Raw genomic sequence first — 20,208 nt, 5'->3', positions numbered from 1 at the left:
GAGGTGCAAGATGATCCACAAGCTCACATCAGAAGAACGCAAGACCCGGCTCGAAGGCCTGCCGCTCTGGACGGCCGTACCGGGCCGCGACGCAATCCAGCGCAGCCTGCGCTTCGCCGATTTCAACGAAGCATTCGGCTTCATGACGCGCGTCGCGATCAAGGCGCAGGAAATGAACCACCATCCGGAATGGTTCAACGTGTACAACCGTGTCGACGTCACGCTGTCGACCCACGATGCCGACGGCCTGACCGAACGCGACATCGAACTGGCGCTGTTCATCGACCGTGCCGGCGCGCACGCGCAACCGGCCGCCTGAGGCCTTCCTCTACCGCCGCGCGTCTTTCGATGCGCGGCGCGTCAACTTTTCATTTCGATGAACGTTTCCTAGGATGTACTCAGCGAAAGCCTTCAGCTTTCCAAGCCATCCTTAAGGCGCACGTAAGTCTCGTAGGCTTTCCGTGCCTTGGGGTCCAAACCTTCCAGTTGCAGCGCGCTTTCGCGCTGTACAATCAGCAGCGCATACGGCTTGGAAAGCGCGCTGGCCTCTTCGCAGAGTTTGAGTTCGTCGCCGCTCGACGGCGAGCGGGCGCGCCAGAAATTGATCGCGGCTTCTAGGTCGTTGATCGAAATATCGGACATGTTTGGATTTAATCGTTCGCTGGCCGCCATGCTTGATGTCAGGTGTTGCGGCGCCCCTGTGGAAACGGCGTCGTGCTGTCCGCGTGCCTGAACCGCCAACCCATTGTACTTGAGCGAACTTCATGCGACTCCTTCTGATTGAAGACGACCGCCCCATCGCACGCGGTATCCAGAGCAGCCTCGAGCAGGCTGGCTTCACCGTCGACATGGTGCATGACGGCATCTTTGCCGAACAGGCGCTGGCTCAGAACCGCCACGAACTCGTGATCCTCGACCTCGGCCTGCCGGGCATCGACGGGATGACGCTGCTCACGCGTTTCCGCCAGACCAACCGCCACACGCCCGTCATCGTGCTGACCGCACGCGACGAGCTGAACGACCGGATCCAGGGCCTGAACTCGGGCGCCGACGACTACATGCTCAAGCCGTTCGAACCGGCCGAGCTCGAAGCGCGCATCCGCGCGGTGATGCGCCGCAGCGGCCCGCACAGCGACATGCCGCGTCCGGAAGTGTCGCTCGGCGGCGTCCGCCTGTCGGGCGTCGACCGCCGCATCTTCAACGACGACAAGCCGCTCGAACTGTCGCCGCGCGAATTCGCGGTGCTCGAGATGCTGCTGCTGCGTCACGGCCGCGTCGTCAGCAAGGCCCAGCTGCAGGATCACCTCACGCACTTCGGCGGCGATCTCGGCGACACCGCGATCGAAGTCTACGTGCACCGCGTCCGCAAGAAACTGGAGCAGTGCCGTGTCGAGATCGTCACGGTGCGCGGCTTCGGCTACCTGCTGCAGGAAATCCGCCAGACCGCGAGCGTCTGAGCGGCAGTGCCCGCGCGCCGGCCGGCCTCGTGCGCCGGCGTGCCGCCCTGCCCGCGTCGCCGTCCGGCGCACGACCGCGCCGCTCCCCGTGAGCGGCGCTTATCCATTTGCCCGTCGAAATGTCTCCTGATCCGGCTGTGACCACCAGCCTGCGCCGCTCGCTGCTTCGGCGCCTCGCCGCCCCGCTGTCGATGCTCGCGCTGATGAGCGGCCTGATTGCCTACTGGCTCGCGTGGCAATACACGCAGCACGTGATCGACCGCTCGCTCGCCGATCTCGCCACCGCCATCTCCAAACAGATCCAGATCGCCGGCCCCGATGCGCCATTCACGGTGCCGCCGCTCGCGCAGGCGATGTTCTCCGATCCCGCCGAAGCGCTGATCTACCGGATCAGCGACGGCGAACAGGAACTCGCCGGCGATCCGAAGCTGCCGCTGCAGGGCATCAACGTGCGCCGCATGCATCACGCATACGTATTCGAGGCCGAGTACGACAACCGCGCGGTGCGGGTTGCGCAGGTGCGCGTCGACGACGTCGACGGCGGCAAGCCGATGGTCGTCGAGGTCGCGCAACCGGTGCGGCACCGCTACCGGATCGCGGCCGAATTCCTCGTCGCGATCATGATGCCGCTGCTGCTGCTGCTGCTCGCGGGCTGGGGCATCGTGTGGCGCGTCGTGAACCAGCAGCTCGGCCCGCTCACGCACCTGGCCGATTCGCTGAACCGGCAGACCCACACGTCGCTGGAACCGGTCGACGAAACCGAGGTGCCGCTGGAGATCCGGCCGTTGACGAGCGCGATGAACGCGCTGCTCGGCCGCCTGAAGACCGCGCTCGACGCGCAGCGCAAGTTCATCGCCGATGCCGCGCACCAGTTGCGCACGCCGCTGACGGCCGTGAAGCTGCATGCCGAGCAGGCGGCCGTGGCGCGCGACCCGCACCAGACCCTCGCCGCGGTGCGCGAACTCCGCGCCGCCGCCGACCGCGCGGTACGGCTGTCCAACCAGTTGCTGTCGCTCGCCCGAGCGGAACCGGGCGAACAGGCCGCGCGGTTCGTCGACGTCGACCTCGCGGCGATGGCGTTCGAGACGGGTGCCGAATGGGTGCCGCGCGCACTCGCGTCGCACGTCGATCTCGGCTTCCAGCGTACCGACGATCCGGGTGACGACGAAAAACTGGTCGTGCGCGGCAATCCCGTGCTGTTGCGCGAGGTCATCGCGAACCTGCTCGACAATGCGCTGAAGTACGTGCCGCTCGCGCGGCCGGATGGCGCGCGGATCACGGTGAACGTCGCGCGTGGCGCGCTCGAGGACGGCCAGTCGGCCGCCGAGATCGTCGTCGAGGACAACGGCCCCGGCGTGCCTGCCAACCAGCAGGCCGACCTGTTCAAGCGTTTCTTCCGCGGCGACGCGCAAAACGGCAACGGTGTCGAGACAGGCGCCGGGCTCGGCCTCGCGATCGTCCACGACATCATCGCGATGCACGGCGGCACCGTATCGTACGAGGATGCATCGGAAGGCGGCTCGCGCTTCGTGGTGCGGGTGCCGCTGACCGCGCGCACCGAGAAGCCGGCCAGCGAAACGCCGGCCGCCGCGCCGACGCACTGAGCGATTCGCGGCGCACCGGCCGCTGGTCGGGCCGCGCGCCGGATGAGGAACGCGGAGAACACGGCTGCGCAACGCCGCAGCCGGCCGCTTAAACGGCAGCGGCAGCGCACGATGCGCCGCCGCCTGCATCACTTCCTGCTTTTCTTGTCCTTCGATCGGGACTCGGACTTGCCGTCCTTCTTGTCCTTCTTCTTTTTCTTCTTCCCGCCATCGTCGGACGTCGCGAGCAGCGTGCCGCGGCACGATGCCGCGCCGCAATGGCACGCGTATTCGCGCTTGAGCGTCTTCGTCAGCTTCGCATCGATCACGAGGCCGTAGTCGTAGAACAGCTCCTCTTCCGCCCCGATGTCGCGCAGCGCGTGGATGTACACGCGGCCTTTGACTTCCTCGGCTTCGCAGTTCGGCGCGCACGAATGGTTGATCCAGCGCGCGCTGTTGCCGTCGATCTTGCCGTCGATCACCCCGCCCTCATCGAGTGCGAAGTAGAACGTATGGTTCGGTTCGCTCGGGTCGTGCGGGTGACGGCGCAGCGCTTCCTTCCACGAAATTCGCTCGCCCTTGTATTCCACTACGCGCTCGCCGGCCTTGATCGGCGCCACGGCGAACACGCCCTTGCCGTGTACTCCCGAGCGGCGCACCGCGATCCTGCGTGAACTCATCGAACGAATCCTTGTGAAGACGACTTGAATGGAAGGCGGCCGCGGTCGCAGCCTGGCGTCGCGCAAAACGAAAACGCGGCACCGGTCGGTGCCGCGTCGGGCATGCGGCGAATCACCCGCATCCTACACGTTCGCGATTGCTTCGTTCAACATCACGCGCAATATTGCGCGCCCGGCGCTCAACGCTGGCCGAATGCGATGTCGCCGAACAACGCCTTGTGCTCGCGCGGCTGCGAGCGCCAGTATTGCGGCGGCGCCGTCACCTGCGCGCCGAGTTCGGCCGCCGCGTGCCACGGCCAGCGCGGGTCGTACAGCATCGCGCGCGCCATCGCGATGAAATCGGCATCGCCGGCCTCGATGAGCCGGTTCGCATGCGCGGGCTCGTTGATCAGGCCGACGGCAAACGTCGGCATGCCGACCGCGCGCTTCACCGCCTGCGCGAACGGCACCTGGTAGCCGGGCGACAGCGGAATCTTCTGCAGCGGCGACACGCCGCCGGACGACACGTCGATCCAGTCGCAGCCGCGACGCTTCAGTTCGTGCGCGAATGCAATCGTATCGTCGAGCTCCCAGCCGCCTTCGACCCAGTCGGTCGCGGACACGCGCACGCCGACCGGCCGGTCCTCCGGAAACGCCGCGCGCACGATCTCGAAGATCTCGAGCGGAAAGCGCATCCGGTTTTCGAGCGAGCCGCCGTATTCGTCGATGCGCTGGTTCGCGAGCGGCGACAGGAACTGGTGCAGCAGGTAGCCATGTGCCGCGTGCACCTCGATTGCGTCGATGCCGAGCCGCGCGGCCCGCTTCGCCGACGCCGCGAACGCTTCGCGGATCCGGTTCAGGCCGGCGGCATCGAGTGCGAGCGGCGGCGTCTCGCCATCCTTGTGCGGCACGGCCGACGGCGCATGCGGCAACCAGCCGCCGTCGGCGACGGACACGAGCTGACCACCCTGCCACGGCACGTTGCTCGACGCCTTGCGCCCCGCATGCGACAACTGCATCGCGACGCGGACCGGCGAATGCTTGCGGATCGCGGCCAGCACGGGCTTCAGCGCGGCTTCGGTCACGTCGTCCCAGAGGCCGAGGTCGCCATGCGTGATGCGCCCGTCGGGTTCCACCGCGGTCGCCTCGATGCAGAGCAGCCCCGCGCCCGACAGCGCGAGATGGCCGAGGTGAATCATGTGCCAGTCGGTCGCTTCTCCGCGCTCGGCCGAATACTGGCACATCGGGGAGATCACGATCCGGTTCGGAAGGGTCACGCCGCGCAGCGTGAACGGGGAAAACAGCGCAGTCATGGAGGCCGCTCGCCAGGAAAGGAAAGAGCGAACGAGCGTAGCACGCAGGCCGGAAGCGTGCTGACGGCGCACCCGGCAGTAAGCGGACGGTCAGGAACGGGCCGCGGCGAGTGGCCGGCGACGCGGCAAACGCGGCGCAAACGACGATGCGCCGGCCTGCAACGGATGCGGGCCGGGCAACCCCTTCGCGGCGAACGGCGCCGCGACTGGCAGCGTCAGAGTCCGACGCTGTCGAGCCACTCCGCGAACATGCGTCGCGCGGCCGCCTCGAGCGCGGGGCCGTGCTGCGCGGTATCGGCGCGCAACTGGCGCGCGTCGATGCCGGGCGTCGCCGCGATTTCGCCGGCGTTCGCGATCAGCCACGGTTCGAAGCGGTCGGTGCGGATTTCCGGATGGCATTGCAGCGCCAGCACATGCTGGCCCCATGCGAATGCCTGGTGACGGCAGGCCGGTGTCGACGCGAGATGCATCGCACCGCCCGGCAGGTCGAACGTGTCGCCATGCCAGTGCAGCATCGACGTCGCCGCAGCGTCGAGATGGCGCAACGGCGATGCGCGGCCGGCGTCGGTGAGCGTCAACGGCGCCCAGCCGAGTTCGTGCTGCGCGGCCGGATAGACGCGCGCACCGAGCGCCCGGGCGATGAACTGCGCGCCGAGGCAGATGCCGAGGATCGGCAGGCCCGCGTCGATGCGCTTGCGCACGAGCGCCGCGAGCGGCGCGATCGTCGGATACTGCGCATCGTCGTACACGCTGAGCGGCCCGCCGAGCACGACGAGGAGCGATGGCTCGAGCACGTCGAGCACCTCGACCCGCGACGACCCGACGTCAACGTAGCGCACCCGCCGGCCCCGTTCGCCGAGCACCTGCTCGAAGCTCCCGAGATCCTCGAAATGCACGTGGCGGATCGCCACGACTTCAGCGTTCATCATCGGCCTCCCGGTCGATCGACGGACGTCAGCCTGCGAAAATCTTCCAGGTCTTCTTCTGCGTCGCCGCGTCGGCTTCTTCCTGCACCGAGCAGTCGAGACGCAGATCGCTGTCGGACATCGAGATGTCGAGCGCCGCGCAGTGATGCACGGTCTTCTTCGACAGCTTGCCCGGCTGGAAGTGGGCGCACGTCACGCACATGCGCTGCGGCGGCGTCGCACCGGCCACCTGCAGTTCGCGCAGCGTCTTCAGCAGCGCGCGATACAGTGCGCCCTGCTCGTCCGCGCCGAGCTTGCCGACGGCTTTCGTCAGGAATTCAGGCCATTGCAGCGCCTTCTTCGCGGCCGTGCGGCCACGGGCCGACAGGCGCACGGCCAGCGCGCGGCCGTCGTCCAGCGCACGGCGCTTCTCGACGAGACCCTTGGTCTCGAGCGTGCTGACGGCATCGCTCGTGGTCGCAGCGGTCAGCTGCGTCTCGCGCGCGATCTCGCCGAGCCGCATCGGGCCCTTGCGCTGCAGCAGCAGCACGAGAATCTCGCCCTGCGTCGGCGTCAGGCCAGCGCCTTCCGCCCAATCCCATGCCTGGCTCCGCATGGCCGTACTCAACCGCAGCAGGCTGTGGGTCACACGTCCCGAAGCCTGATTCCCGTAAACGCCTTCGCTCATAGTCTTTTCGCTTTGCCGCCGCCCGGTTTGCCGAGCGGCCGTAGTGTGGAGATCGAATGTCTATCTCAAAACAGACACGCTCTTGCGAGTGCGTCAGCACGGCCGTCGCGAGGGCACACGCGGCGGTCGCGTTCGCGGCGACCGGTAAGACACGCGTCGTTCCGGTGTCCGCAAAGCCGACATTCTAAGCGAGAGCGGAAAATCGCACAGCTAAGTTATCCCCTTCATTCTGTGGAAAATCGCTGGATAACCGAAATTTTTCGTTGTGCCTGCAATGCCGAACGCCCGCGGAACGGTGCGAACGGACATTTTCCTGTTCGGATCGGCCATCGGGCCGACCGCAATGATCCACCGGGTTATCCCGCGCACAGATCGTTGACTTTGCAGCGGAATATCAAGTTATCCACAGATTTTCAGGACAACCGGCAACGATTTCGGCCTCAATCGAGGCCGCCCGTCGTTCAGTGAATCGCCACTCGGTCGAGCCCGTAATCTGCAAAACATTTTTTCACTCGCGCCAACGTAAGCACTGCTGGCGGACCGTCTCATTGAGCGATTTTTCCTGTTTGAAAACGGTTCTCAACCACGATGCATCGTTCACGCGCGCCTTGGCCTGCGCGCCGATCTCGTCGAGCGCCGCGCGCGAACCGAGCGCGGCCGCATGCGGCGCGATCCGGTCGAGCGTGTCGAGGATGTCTTCCGCGATCGTGCGGCGCTCACCTGTCTGAGGATTCACGCAGGTGCCCTCGAGCCCGAAGCGGCACGCCTCGAAACGGTTGAACGTGTAGACGAGGTAGTCGTCCTCCGACAGCTTCAGCGGCCGGTCGGTCAGGAGGTAGCGCGCGAGCGTCTGGATGTAGCAGGCGATCGCCGCCGCACGGTCGACCGACAGCGGCGTGTCCATCACGCGCACCTCGATCGTCCCGTAGCCGGGCTTCGGGCGGATGTCCCAGTAGAAGTCCTTCATCGAGTTGACGACGCCCGTATTCACCATCTTCGTGAAGTACTCCTCGAAGCTGTCCCAGGTCAGCACGAACGGCGCGCGGCCCGACAGCGGGAACGCGAACACCGAATTCAGGCGTGCCGAATGGAAGCCGGTGTCGACGTTCTGCACGAACGGCGACGATGCCGACAGCGCGATGAAGTGCGGAATGAAGCGCGACATCGAGTGCAGCAGGAACAGCGCGCTGTCGGGATCGGGGCAGCCGATGTGCACGTGCTGGCCGAACACGGTGAACTGCTTGGCGAGATAGCCGTACAGCTCGGAGATGTACTGGAAGCGCGGCGCATCGTAGATCTGCCGGTCGCTCCATTGCTGGAACGCATGCGTGCCGCCGCCGGCCAGCCCGACGTTGAGCTGGTCGGCCGCCTTCACGAGCACGTCGCGGATCGCATGCAGCTCGGTGACGGCCTGCTCGTGCGAATGGCAGATGCCGGTCGACAGCTCGATCATGCTCTCGGTGATTTCCGGCGTGATGTTGCCCGGAAAGGTCTCGCCCTGGATCAGGCGCATCAGGTCGGAGGCCGCTTTGGTCAGGTCGTAGTTGTGCGTGTTGACGACCTGGATCTCCAGTTCGACGCCGAACGTGAACGGCTCGGAATTGACGAAGGTTTCGAGTGCCATGGCAGGTTCCGGAATCAGTTGCTGTCGCTGCGCTCACCGACCGCCGACAGGCAGCGGTAGACGATGAACGGGCTGACGAGCTGCAGGATCACGATCGTGCACATCACGATCGCGCGCAGGTGCGGGTCGAAATTCGGATAGAGCTGGTAGGTGTCGTCGACGAGCAGGTACGACAGCGCGGACATCGGCGTGAGCGCGATGCCGAGCGCAATGCCCTGCTTCATCCCGATGCCGCTCGGCTTCGCGAACGCGACGACGCCGGCCAGCTTCGCGACGAGCCGCGTGACGATCAGCACGATCGCGAGCAACCCGCCGAGCGCGATGTCGCCCCACGTGAACGACGTGAGCGTGAGCACGAACAGGATCACCGTCAGCAGCCAGCCGGCCGTGCCGAAATGCTCGGGCCACAGTTGCGGGCGCGCCTCGAGGTTCTTCACGATGATGCCGGCGAGCAGCAGCGTGAGCAGCGTCGACAGCTTCAGCGCCTGGGCGACGGCGATCGCGAGCATCACGAGCCCGAACAAGGCGACGAACGAATGCTCGTCGCGCATCGTCGCGTTCATGTGGCGGAACAGGTAGTTGCACGAACGCGCGACGAGATACGCGACGATGAACGAACCGGCGATCAGGTAGAGCGGCTGCAGGATCGTCGCGAAAACGTTGCCGTACGCTTCCTGATGGAGCCAGCTCGTCACGAGCTTGGTCAGCACGATCGCATAGACGCTGTTGAGCGCGGTGAGCGTGATGAGGCGTTGCGACACCTGCCCTTCCGCGCGCAGTTCGGTCTTCAGCTGGATCACCATCGACGGCGACGTCGCGATCGCGATCGCCGACAGCACGAGCGCGACCATTCCCGACACCCCGAGCGCGAGCATCGCGAACAGCACCAGCACGAACGTCAGCGTGGCTTCGGCGAGGCTCGACGCGACGAGCCACGGATTGCGCCGGATCCAGCGCAGGTCGAGGCGGCTGCCGAGCTCGAACAGCAGCAACCCGAGCGCGACGTCGATCAAGAGCCGCGAGGTTTCGTCGGTGCTTGCATCGATCACGCCGAATCCGAACGAACCGGCGATGAGACCGATCACCGCGTAACCGGTGATGCGAGGCAGACGCCATGCGCGATAGCAAAGCTCGCCACACAGGCCGGCCGCGAACAGCGCGAGCCCGGCCCAGAACACGGCATCCGGCGTGAGCGGCCAGTTGGGCAGGAATGAGAACGCCGACTTCATCGTGGTGACTTCTCCTTTGGAAGCGACCGCCAGCGACGCGGGGTCAAGCGTCAGAAATGGATGCGCGCCGGCTGGGTATCGCCCCGAATGTGATTGTTGTGTCGACGACGGCGGGACATGGGATCCGCCTTTTCCGCCACAGGGCGGAAAGTCGTTCAGGTTGCCGATCTGGATTGTCGGCCTGGTGTGTGAACGGACTGCGCAGTCTCGAAGATTCAGATTCGAAATCGTGCCGACCGTTCCATTGAAGCATGTCCGGCGCCTGGCCGGATGAACGCGAAGGAAACCGATTGTGCCACAGCTTTTTCGGTCTGGAACCCATTGATTCGACTCGCGGCGCTGTGCGGCACCGCAGGTCTTTGGTTTCAAAGGTTTACTTGTATATATACGTAGTAGAAGTTAACAAAGGACGCACAGTTCTGTGGATAACTTCAGTTTACGTCGACAGATCAACGCGTTGGGGAGCCCATAACCCGTTGCACAGACTGTTTGTGCACAGAGGTTTGAGTTGAGCAACTTTCGGGCCGTTTCACAGCTGTGCCGAGTTGCCCAGTTTACGTCCACTGTGATTGCACACGAAGTGCGCGCGGATTCCGCGCGGTTATCCACAGTGTCGAGTGGATAACCTTGCGCGAAAAAGTCGGGAAACTGTGAGCGGCTCGAGTGAGCAGTCAGTCGGCCTGGCCGACGCGGCGCGCGCGCAACGCGCGGATCAGGAAGCGTGCGGGATCGACGGCATCGGCGAGTTCGCGTTCGAGCGGCCACGGTTCGCCTTCGAGTTGCGAGGCGATCAGCTCGGCGCCGAGTGCGGCCCAGACGAGCCCGCGCGAGCCGAAGCCGAATGCGCCATAGAGTCCGGGCAGGCGCGGCAGGTCGCGTGCCTGCGCACCGCTCAGTGCGCGCGCGTTGGCGACGGCGCCCGCTTCGTCGGCGAGCGGGCCGAGCAGCGGCAGACGGTCGCCGACGACCCAGCGGAACGCCACGCGGCCGCGCAACGTGTCGGGATCCGGCAGGTCGCCGATCAGGCCCGGCAGCAGATGCCGGACGCGCTCGAGGTTTTCGAGGTGGCCGGCTGCGCGCATCGCAGGATCGACGTCGTCGGGTTCGAACGTCGCGCCGATCAGCAGCGTGCCGTCGTCGAGCGGCACCGCGTAACCGTCGCCGATCGTCGGGCACGGCAGCGGTGCCGTGCTGCCGGGTGGCAGCAACGTGAGCTGGCCGCGCACCGGTTGCAGCGCGACATGCTGCAGCCCGGCGAGACGCGCGGCGTCGCCGGCGTTCGCGAGCACGACGACGGGCGCTTCGGCCAGCGTGCCACCCGCCTCGTCCAGTGCATGCCATGCGTCGCCCCGCCGTTCAAGCCGCGCAACGCCGGTGGAGGCGAGCAAGCGCACGCGCTCGCCGGCCGCCGCGTATTGAGCCGCGCAAAGGCCGGCCGGCCAGACGGCGCCGCCGTGCGGAAACAGCAGGCCGCCCTGCGCGACCGGCAGGTTCAGATGCGCGCGCGCGGCATTGACGTCGAGCAGCGAGACATAGTCGGAGGGTGCGCCGAACGTATCGAATGCATCGCGCATCCGTGCGAAGTCGTCGGCCGATTCGGCGAGATGGATCATCCCGTGCGTGCTGCGCGCGAATGTGTGGCCCGCACGTTCGAGTGCGCGCCAGCGTGCGATCGCGTGCAGGAAGCCGCCGCGCGTGAGGCGGCTCGCGACGTTGTCGTCGCGTGTCATCAGCGGATGAAAAACGCCGGCCGGATTGCCCGATGCTTCGCTCGCGATTCGGTCGTGCCGCTCGATCAGCGTGACATCCCAGCCGCGCGCGGCCAGGCGTTCGACGACTGCGCAACCGGCCAGGCCCGCACCGATCACGATCGCGCGGCGCGTCGCAACGGGCAGTGCGAGCGGCGGTTCGTGCCGGCGCGCGCGCCAGCGCGGCGCATATTCGCCGACGAGCACATCGTCGACCTCGCGATACGTGAAACCCGCTTTGCCGAGTGCGTGTTTCAACGCGTCGGAATTCGCATGCGCTGCAAACGTGGCGTGTTCGCCGGCGATTTTCGAAAGCGCGCGAACCACGTCGGTCGAACGGAGATCCGCGTCGCTCGATGACGCGAAGCCGTCGAGACAGAACGCGTCGGCGCGCGCGACGATCTTCCCCAGCATGTCGATCGCGTCGCCGAACGCGAGCGTGAGCACCACGCGCCCTTCGTCGAATTCGAGCCGATGCAGGCCCGGCACGAGCATCGGCCACGCGTCGGCGAGCGCATCGACATCTGCCGAGATAGTTGTGTTCGCAACGATGTGCGAAGCGGCGCGGCGCAGGTCGTCGCGCGAGAACGGATGCGGTTCGACTGCGACAAAATGCAGCCGCTCGCAGCGCGCGGGATCGTCGCGCCACGCGGCCCAGGCCGCGAGGAAGCTGCCGCCCGCGCCGAATCCCGTTGCGACGATCGTGAACGTGCGGCGGCCCTGCCAGCGCGCCGGCAGCGCGTTGCCCGCGACGAACGCGCGATGCGCAAGCGCGGCTGACGCGCCGCGATGGAGATCGCCGAACTCGGGCGAGACGAGCGTGCCGTCGTCGCGAAGCGCGAGCGTGGCGGGAACAAGTCGGTCGGTCATGCGAAACAAAAAACGTGGCAGCCAAGCCTGGCAAGGGATTGCGCGGAGCCGTCCGACCGGTCGTTGGGAAATGCCAACGGGGCGGCGCACGGGCGGACCGCGCTGCGTATCCTGTCCGGGTGGCGCTGGTCAAAAAACGGGCAGTCGATGATTCATTCGGCGAAATACCGATGAAAATCTTTGAAACCCTTGTCGTTATTGGGTTTGCGCTGCGCTATCATAGCAACGCCGTACCGCGGGGTGGCCACCGGCTAACCGGAGGGCGCGTCGCGCGGGCCAGGATTCGGCGCTGTGTCGTCGGAGTCTGACTCTCGACGGCACGGTTCGCGCACGTATAATCGGCGCGTTCGCGCTGTTCGTGTCAACCTAACCTGATAAAGGAACCTTAATGAACAAACAGGAACTGATCGACGCCGTCGCCGCCCAAACGGGCGCCAGCAAGGCTCAAACCGGCGAAACGCTGGACACGCTGCTCGAAGTTATCAAGAAGGCCGTGTCGAAGGGTGATGCGGTTCAGCTGATCGGCTTCGGCAGCTTCGGTTCGGGCAAGCGCGCAGCACGTACGGGCCGCAACCCGAAGACCGGCGAAACCATCAAGATCCCGGCAGCCAAGACGGTCAAGTTCACGGCTGGCAAGGCGTTCAAGGACGCCGTCAACAAGCGTTAATCCAGCGCCTGTTCCAAGAAAAACCCGCCTTTCGGCGGGTTTTTTGTTGGGTGCGCGCGGCATTTTTGCCACAGTCCGCGACCCTCTTGCAAGATTTAACGGTTGTTTTTACGACGCGTTACGCGTGCACGATCTGCGTGTTGCCGTGATCGTCGTCATCGTGCGAATCGATATCCCACACCGGGAACGGATCGTCGAACGCGTGCCATCCCGCCGCGCCGAGCGCGAATTCCGCGTCGGTCAGCAGGCATGCGTCGAGCTTCGCGCGCCATGCATCCGCGTCGAGCGCGATGCCGATCATCACGAGTTCCTGCCGGCGATCACCCACCGTGCGATCGTCGAGATCGCCGTGCCATTCGGCGCGGATTTCAGCGAGCAGCTCGTCGTCGTCCGGCCATTCCGCGCGATCCTGCGCAGCCCACCAGAGACCCGCCGGGCCATGCCGGCATACGCCGCCCGCCTGCGACAGCGAACCCGCGATGTCGTTGCGCGTCGCGAGCCAGAAGAAGCCCTTGCTGCGCAGCACGCCCGGCCACTCCTGGTGCAGCAGCGCCCAGAGTCGTGCCGGATGAAACGGCCGGCGCGCACGGTAAACAAAATTGCCGATCCCGAATTCGTCGGCTTCGCCGTGCACGTGCGCATGATGTTCGTCATGGCAGTCCGGGTCGTCGCAATGCGTGCGATCGTCATCGAGCGACGCAAGCCAGCCCGGCGCATTCGCGGCCTCGTCGAAATCGAAGCGGCCCGTGTTCAGCACTTCGTCGAGCGGCACGTTGCCGAACGTCGACACGACCTGGTGTGCGCGCGGATTGAGTCGCGCGAAGATGTGCTGCAGGTGTGCGAGCGCGTCGGCGTCGACGAGGTCGGCCTTGTTGATCACCAGCACGTCGCAGAACTCGATCTGTTCGATCAGCAGCTCGACGAGCGTGCGATCGTCCTCTTCCGACGCGGCGATGCCGCGCGTCGCGAGCGCGTCATCCGAGCCGTAGTCGCGCAGGAAGTTGTACGCGTCGACCACGGTGACGAGCGTGTCGAGCCGTGCGACGGCCGACAGCGACGTGCCGTCGTCGTCGACGAACGTGAAGGTTTCGGCGATCGGCATCGGCTCCGCGATACCGGTCGATTCGATCATGATCGCGTCGAAGCGGCCTTCGGACGCGAGCGTGCGGATCTCGACGAGCAGGTCGTCGCGCAGCGTGCAGCAGATGCAGCCGTTCGACATCTCGACGAGGCGTTCCTCGACGTGCGACAGCGCCTGCGCGTCGCGCACGAGCGAGGCGTCGATGTTGACCGCCGCGAGATCGTTGACGATCACGGCGACTTTCAGGCCCGCGCGGTTCGACAGGACGTGGTTGAGCAGCGTGGTCTTGCCGGCGCCGAGGAAGCCGGACAGCACGGTGACGGGCAACGGCTGGTTCATTGCCGGATTCATAGCGATATGCACCAACGGAAAAATTGAAAAAGCGGCCGCGGCGCCCTTCCGGGGCACGATCGGCCCGCGAACGGGCGAAATGGCGGCGTGAGCCCGCATTGTGCATCAAACGCGCGCCGGCCGGCCGGTACGGCGTCGGACCACGGCGCGGCGCGGTGTCACTGCACGGGCGGCAGCAGCTTCCATTGCGCGAGGATGCCGGCGATCTGCCGCGCATATTTGTCGCGCAGCGACGGTGTTTCAGAATGATAGGCGCCGACGGCCTGCCACGTGTTGCCGTAGCGGTTCATCTTCTGCTTGAGATGCCACGCGGCGATGTAGACGTTCTTGCACGGTTCCATCAGCGTGTCGCGGCCGATTCCGTAGCGCGACAGCGTCGGCAGGTGGATCGAATTGATCTGCATCAGGCCGTAGTCGACCGAACCGTTCGTGTTCTTGTTCAGCGCGTTGGGCCGGTTGCGCGACTCCTGCCACGCGATCGCGCGCAGGATCAGCGGATTGACCTGCTGATATCTGGCCGCTTCGTCGAAACAGTCCGCGCGAGCGTTCGCGCTGGCGAAACACGCGCCGGCGGCGATCAACGCGATCGAAACGAACCGTCTGTTCATGGTGCGGAATCGACAAGAAATTACGTGCGGGTCGGGAAAACCCGTGCCTGTTATTCGTGCGACGAGAAACGTGCCGCCCGTATCATACCGACAGTCCGTCAGCTTGCGACATACAGGAATACGGCAGCCCGGTTATACCGCATTTGCGTGTCGGTTCATCGTGAAACGGGGACGATGGTCGGCATGCCGAGAACAGCCTCGAATCTTACATATTGCATACGGATCGCCGGATACATGTCGTATGTGAGACAGTCCTCGGATCAATGTGATATTTCGGACATGAAAAACTGCTAATGTCGCCTCTTTCGGACTTGGATCCCAGCACTACCGCCGGAAGTGGCCTGAGCCGGCATCGACCCATTCATCCATGACAAGAAATCGCTTCGTTATGCGGCGTGTCGCCACGACCTTGATCGTCGCCGGCCTCATCGTCTCGCAGGCCGCCTACGCTCAGGTCACGCTCAACTTCGTGAACGCGGATATCGACCAGGTCGCCAAGGCGATCGGCGCCGCCACCGGCAAGACCATCATCGTCGACCCTCGTGTGAAGGGGCAGCTCAACCTCGTGGCCGAACGGCCAGTGCCGGAAGACCAGGCGCTGAAGACGCTGCAGTCGGCGCTGCGCATGCAGGGCTTCGCGCTCGTGCAGGATCACGGCGTGCTGAAGGTCGTGCCGGAGGCCGACGCGAAGCTGCAGGGCGTGCCGACCTACGTCGGCAATGCGCCGCAGGCGCGCGGTGACCAGGTGATCACGCAGGTGTTCGAGCTGCACAACGAATCGGCGAACAACCTGCTGCCCGTGCTGCGGCCGCTGATCTCGCCGAACAACACGGTCACCGCCTACCCGGCGAACAACACGATCGTCGTGACCGACTACGCGGACAACGTGCGGCGCATCGCGCAGATCATCGCGGGCGTCGACAGCGCCGCGGGTGCGCAGGTGCAGGTCATTCCGCTGCGCAACGCGAACGCGATCGACCTCGCCGCGCAGCTGCAGAAAATGCTCGACCCGGGCGCGATCGGCAACAGCGACGCCACGCTGAAGGTGTCGGTCACGGCCGACCCGCGCACCAACTCGCTGATGCTGCGCGCCTCGAGCGCGTCGCGCCTCGCGGCCGCCAAGCGGCTCGTGCAGCAGCTCGACGCGCCGAGCGGCGTGCCGGGCAACATGCACGTCGTGCCGCTGCGCAACGCCGATGCGGTGAAGCTCGCGAAGACGCTGCGCGGGATGCTCGGCAAGGGGAGCGGCAGCGACAGCGGTTCGTCGGCGTCGTCCAACGATGCGAACAGCTTCAACCAGAATGGCGGCTCGTCGTCGAGCGGCAACTTCTCGACCGGCACGTCCGGCACCCCGCCGCTGCCGTCGGGCGGCCTCGGCGGCTCGTCGTCGTCATCGTCGTACGGCAGCGGTGCGTCGGGCGGCGGCCTCGGCACCGGCGGCCTGCTTGGCGGTGACAAGGACAAGGGCGACGACAACCAGCCGGGCGGAATGATCCAGGCCGATGCGGCGACCAACTCGCTGATCATCACGGCATCCGATCCGGTCTACCGGAACCTGCGCTCGGTGATCGACCAGCTCGACGCGCGGCGCGCGCAGGTCTATATCGAAGCGCTGATCGTCGAACTGAACTCGAACACGTCCGGCAACCTCGGCATTCAGTGGCAGATCGCGCAGGGCCAGTTTCTCGGCGGCACGAACTTCAATTCCCCCGGTACGCCCACCGGCAACATCCTCGGGGTGTCCGGCGCGGTTGCAGCCGGCGGTGCGACGGGTCTCGGCGCGTTGGGGCAGACGCTCCTGCCGGGCCTCAACGTCGGTTGGCTGCACAACATGTTCGGCGTGCAGGGCCTCGGCGCGCTGCTCAATTACTTCGCGGGCGTGAGTGACGCGAACGTGCTGTCGACGCCGAACCTCATCACGCTCGACAACGAAGAGGCGAAAATCGTCGTCGGCCAGAACGTGCCGATTCCGACGGGTTCGTATTCGAACCTGACGAGCGGCAATACGAACAACGCATTCAATACCTACGATCGCCGCGACGTCGGTCTCACGCTGCACGTGAAGCCGCAGATCACCGACGGCGGCATTCTGAAACTGCAGCTCTACACCGAGGATTCGGCGGTCGTGACCTCCACTGCGACCGCAGTCAACGGCCCGACCTTCACCAAGCGCTCGATCCAGTCGACGATCCTCGCGGACAACGGCGAAATCATCGTGCTCGGCGGCCTGATGCAGGACAACTACGCCGTGTCGAACAGCAAGGTGCCGCTGCTGGGCGACATCCCGTGGATCGGCCAGCTGTTCCGCTCGGAGAACAAGAACCGCCAGAAGACCAACCTGATGGTGTTCCTGCGCCCGGTGATCATCAACGATCGCAATGTCGCGCAGCAAGTCACGGCTAACCGCTACGACTACATTCAGGGCGTGACGGGCGCGTACAAGTCGGACAACAACGTGATGCGCGACAAGGACGATCCGGTCGTCCCGCCGATGCCGCTGGGTCCGAGCCAGGGTGGCACGCCGGCGGGCAACCTGTTCGATCTCGACAAGATGCGCCGCCAGCAGATGCAGCGCCAGGTGGCGCCGGTGCCGGCCCAGCCGTTGCCGGAGGCGACGCCCGCGCAGCCGCAGAGCGTGCCGCAGCAGGCGGTGCCGCAACAGCCGCTGACGGCCACGCCGGGAGCATCGCAGTGAGCGACATGCTCGCGTCCTCCGCCCATGACGGCGCGCCGGGCGAACGGCAGCCGCCGTCGCCGCTCGCCGCGCGCCTGCTGCCATACGGCTTCGCGAAGAGCGGCCAGGTGCTGATCGCGCACCAGCTCGACGACACGCTCGAGGTGTGGATCAGCGAGCGCACGAGCGACGCCGCGCTCGCGGAGATCGCGCGCAACTTCGGCTCGATTTCCGTGCATCGCGTGCCGGCCGACGAGCTCGCGCAGGCGATCAACCACGCGTATGCGCGCCAGGACGGCAGTGCCGCGCAGGTGGTCGGCGAGGTCGAAGGCGAAGTCGATCTGTCGCGGCTGATGCAGGACATCCCCGAAGTCGAGGATCTGCTCGAATCGGAAGACGACGCGCCGATCATCCGGATGATCAACGCGCTGCTCACGCAAGCGGCGCGCGAACAGGCATCGGACATTCACATCGAGCCGTTCGAGAACGCATCGGTCGTGCGCTTTCGCGTCGACGGCACGCTGCGTGACGTCGTGCGGCCGAAGAAGGCGCTGCACGGTGCGCTGATCTCGCGGATCAAGATCATGGCGCAGCTCGACATCGCGGAGAAGCGCCTGCCGCAGGACGGCCGCATCACGCTGCGCGTCGGCGGCCGGCCGGTCGACGTGCGCGTGTCGACGCTGCCGACCGGGCACGGCGAGCGTGCGGTGCTGCGTCTGCTCGAAAAGGATGCGGCGCGGCTGAACCTCGAAGCGCTCGGGATGGGTCGCGACACGCTCGGCCAGTTCGACAAGCTGATCGCGCGCCCGCACGGCATCGTGCTCGTCACGGGCCCGACGGGTTCGGGCAAGACGACCACGCTGTATGCGTCGATGTCGCGGCTCGAAACCGCGACGACCAACATCATGACCGTCGAGGATCCGATCGAATACGATCTCGGCGGCATCGGCCAGACGCAGGTGAACGAGCGGATCGGGATGACTTTTGCCCGCGCGCTGCGCTCGATCCTGCGCCAGGATCCGGACGTGATCATGATCGGCGAAATCCGCGACCTCGAAACCGCGCAGATCGCGGTGCAGGCATCGCTGACGGGCCACCTCGTGCTCGCGACGCTGCACACCAACGATGCGGCATCGGCCGTCACGCGTCTGACCGACATGGGCGTCGAGCCCTACCTGCTCGCCTCGTCGCTGCTCGGCGTGCTCGCGCAGCGGCTCGTGCGGCAGCTCTGCCCCGTCTGCAAGGAAGAACGCCAGGAAGAAGGCCGCACCGTGTGGCATCCGGTCGGCTGCGACAAGTGCGGGCATTCGGGTTATTCGGGCCGGCGTGGCGTATACGAACTGCTGCTGGTCGACGAGTCGATCCGCTCGCTGATCCACCGCAATGCGGCCGATGCCGAGATTCTCGCCGCCGGCCGTGCGGAAGGGATGCGCACGCTGCGCGACGACGCCGAGCGCTGGCTCGCGTCGGGCGCGACGTCGCTCGAGGAAGTGCTGCGCGTGACGGGAGGCGCATAGCGCGATGCCGGCATTCCGTTTCGAAGCAATCGATTCGGCGGGACGCGCGCAGAAAGGCGTCATCGATGCCGACAGCGCGCGTGCCGCGCGCGGCCAGCTGCGCACGCAGGGGCTGACGCCGCTCGTCGTCGAACCGGCCGCCAGCGCGACGCGCGGGGCGCGGTCGCAGCGGCTCGCGTTCGGCCGCAAGCTGTCGCAGCGCGAACAGGCGATCCTCACGCGCCAGCTCGCGAGCCTGCTGATCGCGGGGCTGCCGCTCGACGAGGCGCTCGGCGTGCTGACCGAGCAGGCCGAGCGCGACTACATCCGCGAACTGATGGCCGCGATTCGCGCCGAGGTGCTCGGCGGTCATTCGCTCGCGAATGCGCTGGGTCAGCATCCGCGAGATTTCCCGGAAATCTACCGCGCGCTCGTCGCGGCGGGCGAGCACACCGGCAAGCTCGGCATCGTGCTGTCGCGCCTCGCCGACTACATCGAGCAGAGCAACGCGCTGAAGCAGAAGATCCTGCTGGCGTTCACGTACCCGGGCATCGTCACGCTGATCGCATTCGGCATCGTCACGTTCCTGCTGAGCTACGTCGTGCCGCAGGTCGTCAACGTGTTCGCGAGCACGAAACAGCAACTGCCCATGCTGACGATCGTGATGATGGCGCTGTCGGATTTCGTGCGGCACTGGTGGTGGGCGATCCTGATCGCGGTCGCGCTCGTCGCGTGGTTCGTGAAGGCGACGCTGTCGCGCGACGGACCCCGGCTGCGCTTCGACCGCTGGGTGCTGACCGCGCCGCTCGCGGGCAAGCTCGTGCGCGGCTACAACACGGTGCGCTTCGCGAGCACGCTCGGCATCCTCACCGCGGCGGGCGTGCCGATCCTGCGCGCGCTGCAGGCGGCCGGCGAGACACTGTCGAACCGCGCGATGCGCGCGAACATCGACGACGCGATCGTGCGCGTGCGCGAAGGCTCCGCGCTGTCGCGCGCACTGAACAACGTGAAGACGTTTCCGCCGGTGCTCGTGCACCTGATCCGTTCCGGTGAAGCGACGGGCGACGTGACGACGATGCTGGATCGCGCGGCCGAAGGCGAAGCGCGCGAACTCGAGCGTCGCACGATGTTCCTGACGAGCCTGCTGGAGCCGCTGCTGATCCTGGCGATGGGCGGCATCGTGCTCGTGATCGTGCTGGCCGTGATGCTGCCGATCATCGAGCTGAACAACATGGTGCAGTGACGGGCTGACCGT

At 66.1% G+C, this 20,208-nt stretch carries 17 protein-coding genes; 7 read left to right on the top strand and 10 right to left on the bottom strand.

The genetic code is table 11. From position 1 onward, the window contains the following. The first annotated feature begins 10 nt into the window (after positions 1-10). Positions 11-319, top strand: coding sequence for a 4a-hydroxytetrahydrobiopterin dehydratase (locus tag ACN8ZM_RS00445; protein ID WP_039352208.1), 309 nt, complete (start codon positions 11-13; stop codon positions 317-319). Between the two features lie 92 nt (positions 320-411). Here the strand turns inward: ACN8ZM_RS00445 and ACN8ZM_RS00440 are convergent, their stop codons facing one another. After that, on the bottom strand, positions 412-642 hold the full coding sequence (locus ACN8ZM_RS00440; RefSeq protein WP_034183818.1) for a DUF3717 domain-containing protein: 231 nt from the start codon (positions 640-642) through the stop codon (positions 412-414). Between the two features lie 122 nt (positions 643-764). On the opposite strand from ACN8ZM_RS00440, the gene ACN8ZM_RS00435 reads away from it, so the two are divergent. Together ACN8ZM_RS00435 and ACN8ZM_RS00430 are read left to right on the top strand one after the other, a co-directional pair. After that, complete coding sequence (locus ACN8ZM_RS00435) at positions 765-1,457, top strand: response regulator (RefSeq protein WP_006401494.1); 693 nt, start codon at positions 765-767, stop codon at positions 1,455-1,457. 119 nt (positions 1,458-1,576) lie between these two features. Then, the gene (locus tag ACN8ZM_RS00430) at positions 1,577-3,061 is read left to right on the top strand and encodes a sensor histidine kinase (protein WP_043184852.1); all 1,485 of its coding nucleotides are present in this window, start codon (positions 1,577-1,579) and stop codon (positions 3,059-3,061) included. Between the two features lie 128 nt (positions 3,062-3,189). Here ACN8ZM_RS00430 and ACN8ZM_RS00425 read toward each other — a convergent pair whose 3' ends face one another. The 7 genes from ACN8ZM_RS00425 to mnmC form a co-directional block, all read right to left on the bottom strand. Beyond that, positions 3,190-3,720 carry an SET domain-containing protein gene (locus ACN8ZM_RS00425; RefSeq protein ID WP_089449634.1) on the bottom strand — a complete coding sequence of 177 codons (531 nt, stop codon included), beginning with the start codon at positions 3,718-3,720 and terminating at the stop codon, positions 3,190-3,192. Between the two features lie 179 nt (positions 3,721-3,899). Continuing rightward, positions 3,900-5,012, bottom strand: a complete 1,113-nt coding sequence (locus tag ACN8ZM_RS00420) for an NADH:flavin oxidoreductase/NADH oxidase (RefSeq protein ID WP_420210381.1) — start codon at positions 5,010-5,012, stop codon at positions 3,900-3,902. Positions 5,013-5,227: 215 nt separating this feature from the next. Then, positions 5,228-5,938, bottom strand: coding sequence for a glutamine amidotransferase (locus ACN8ZM_RS00415; RefSeq protein ID WP_043185216.1), 711 nt, complete (start codon positions 5,936-5,938; stop codon positions 5,228-5,230). Between the two features lie 28 nt (positions 5,939-5,966). Next, a complete protein-coding gene (locus ACN8ZM_RS00410; protein ID WP_043184842.1) occupies positions 5,967-6,605 on the bottom strand; it encodes a MarR family winged helix-turn-helix transcriptional regulator in 639 nt (212 codons plus the stop codon). Positions 6,606-7,113: 508 nt separating this feature from the next. After that, entirely contained in the window at positions 7,114-8,229 is a 1,116-nt protein-coding gene (locus ACN8ZM_RS00405) for a YbdK family carboxylate-amine ligase (RefSeq protein ID WP_043184841.1), read from the bottom strand. A 14-nt stretch (positions 8,230-8,243) separates the two neighbouring features. Further along, a complete protein-coding gene (locus ACN8ZM_RS00400) occupies positions 8,244-9,458 on the bottom strand; it encodes a cation:proton antiporter (RefSeq protein WP_043184840.1) in 1,215 nt (404 codons plus the stop codon). A gap of 671 nt (positions 9,459-10,129) precedes the next feature. Then, positions 10,130-12,076 (bottom strand): bifunctional tRNA (5-methylaminomethyl-2-thiouridine)(34)-methyltransferase MnmD/FAD-dependent 5-carboxymethylaminomethyl-2-thiouridine(34) oxidoreductase MnmC, encoded by a 1,947-nt coding sequence (mnmC, locus tag ACN8ZM_RS00395; protein WP_420210380.1) that lies wholly within the window; start codon positions 12,074-12,076, stop codon positions 10,130-10,132. A 388-nt stretch (positions 12,077-12,464) separates the two neighbouring features. On the opposite strand from mnmC, the gene ACN8ZM_RS00390 reads away from it, so the two are divergent. Next, positions 12,465-12,743: an HU family DNA-binding protein gene (locus ACN8ZM_RS00390; RefSeq protein ID WP_006401505.1), complete on the top strand. Its 279-nt coding sequence runs from the start codon at positions 12,465-12,467 to the stop codon at positions 12,741-12,743. A gap of 118 nt (positions 12,744-12,861) precedes the next feature. Here the strand turns inward: ACN8ZM_RS00390 and ACN8ZM_RS00385 are convergent, their stop codons facing one another. Together ACN8ZM_RS00385 and ACN8ZM_RS00380 are read right to left on the bottom strand one after the other, a co-directional pair. Further along, positions 12,862-14,175: a GTP-binding protein gene (locus tag ACN8ZM_RS00385; RefSeq protein WP_089449631.1), complete on the bottom strand. Its 1,314-nt coding sequence runs from the start codon at positions 14,173-14,175 to the stop codon at positions 12,862-12,864. A 158-nt stretch (positions 14,176-14,333) separates the two neighbouring features. After that, positions 14,334-14,783, bottom strand: coding sequence for a lytic transglycosylase domain-containing protein (locus tag ACN8ZM_RS00380; RefSeq protein ID WP_043184837.1), 450 nt, complete (start codon positions 14,781-14,783; stop codon positions 14,334-14,336). A 367-nt stretch (positions 14,784-15,150) separates the two neighbouring features. On the opposite strand from ACN8ZM_RS00380, the gene gspD reads away from it, so the two are divergent. The 3 genes from gspD to gspF are packed head-to-tail and all read left to right on the top strand — an operon-like array spanning position 15,151 to position 20,196. Beyond that, positions 15,151-17,478, top strand: a complete 2,328-nt coding sequence (gene gspD / locus ACN8ZM_RS00375; protein ID WP_420210379.1) for a type II secretion system secretin GspD — start codon at positions 15,151-15,153, stop codon at positions 17,476-17,478. 5 nt (positions 17,479-17,483) lie between these two features. Next, complete coding sequence (gene gspE, locus ACN8ZM_RS00370) at positions 17,484-18,974, top strand: type II secretion system ATPase GspE (RefSeq protein WP_155291975.1); 1,491 nt, start codon at positions 17,484-17,486, stop codon at positions 18,972-18,974. Positions 18,975-18,978: 4 nt separating this feature from the next. Further along, on the top strand, positions 18,979-20,196 hold the full coding sequence (gspF, locus tag ACN8ZM_RS00365; protein WP_043184834.1) for a type II secretion system inner membrane protein GspF: 1,218 nt from the start codon (positions 18,979-18,981) through the stop codon (positions 20,194-20,196). Positions 20,197-20,208: the final 12 nt, after the last annotated feature.

Origin of the sequence: Burkholderia aenigmatica (genome assembly GCF_048627025.1) — a bacterium.
Classification (GTDB): domain Bacteria; phylum Pseudomonadota; class Gammaproteobacteria; order Burkholderiales; family Burkholderiaceae; genus Burkholderia; species Burkholderia aenigmatica.
This window is presented reverse-complemented; position numbering and strand designations above follow the sequence as displayed.

Coding starts and splice junctions, on each gene's coding strand:
- ACN8ZM_RS00445 (WP_039352208.1), top strand. CDS start 11: ATGATCCACAAGCTCACATCAGAAGAACGCAAGACCCGGCTCGAAGGC.
- ACN8ZM_RS00440 (WP_034183818.1), bottom strand. CDS start 642: ATGTCCGATATTTCGATCAACGACCTAGAAGCCGCGATCAATTTCTGG.
- ACN8ZM_RS00435 (WP_006401494.1), top strand. CDS start 765: ATGCGACTCCTTCTGATTGAAGACGACCGCCCCATCGCACGCGGTATC.
- ACN8ZM_RS00430 (WP_043184852.1), top strand. CDS start 1,577: ATGTCTCCTGATCCGGCTGTGACCACCAGCCTGCGCCGCTCGCTGCTT.
- ACN8ZM_RS00425 (WP_089449634.1), bottom strand. CDS start 3,720: ATGAGTTCACGCAGGATCGCGGTGCGCCGCTCGGGAGTACACGGCAAG.
- ACN8ZM_RS00420 (WP_420210381.1), bottom strand. CDS start 5,012: ATGACTGCGCTGTTTTCCCCGTTCACGCTGCGCGGCGTGACCCTTCCG.
- ACN8ZM_RS00415 (WP_043185216.1), bottom strand. CDS start 5,938: ATGAACGCTGAAGTCGTGGCGATCCGCCACGTGCATTTCGAGGATCTC.
- ACN8ZM_RS00410 (WP_043184842.1), bottom strand. CDS start 6,605: ATGAGCGAAGGCGTTTACGGGAATCAGGCTTCGGGACGTGTGACCCAC.
- ACN8ZM_RS00405 (WP_043184841.1), bottom strand. CDS start 8,229: ATGGCACTCGAAACCTTCGTCAATTCCGAGCCGTTCACGTTCGGCGTC.
- ACN8ZM_RS00400 (WP_043184840.1), bottom strand. CDS start 9,458: ATGAAGTCGGCGTTCTCATTCCTGCCCAACTGGCCGCTCACGCCGGAT.
- mnmC (WP_420210380.1), bottom strand. CDS start 12,076: ATGACCGACCGACTTGTTCCCGCCACGCTCGCGCTTCGCGACGACGGC.
- ACN8ZM_RS00390 (WP_006401505.1), top strand. CDS start 12,465: ATGAACAAACAGGAACTGATCGACGCCGTCGCCGCCCAAACGGGCGCC.
- ACN8ZM_RS00385 (WP_089449631.1), bottom strand. CDS start 14,175: ATGAATCCGGCAATGAACCAGCCGTTGCCCGTCACCGTGCTGTCCGGC.
- ACN8ZM_RS00380 (WP_043184837.1), bottom strand. CDS start 14,783: ATGAACAGACGGTTCGTTTCGATCGCGTTGATCGCCGCCGGCGCGTGT.
- gspD (WP_420210379.1), top strand. CDS start 15,151: ATGACAAGAAATCGCTTCGTTATGCGGCGTGTCGCCACGACCTTGATC.
- gspE (WP_155291975.1), top strand. CDS start 17,484: ATGCTCGCGTCCTCCGCCCATGACGGCGCGCCGGGCGAACGGCAGCCG.
- gspF (WP_043184834.1), top strand. CDS start 18,979: ATGCCGGCATTCCGTTTCGAAGCAATCGATTCGGCGGGACGCGCGCAG.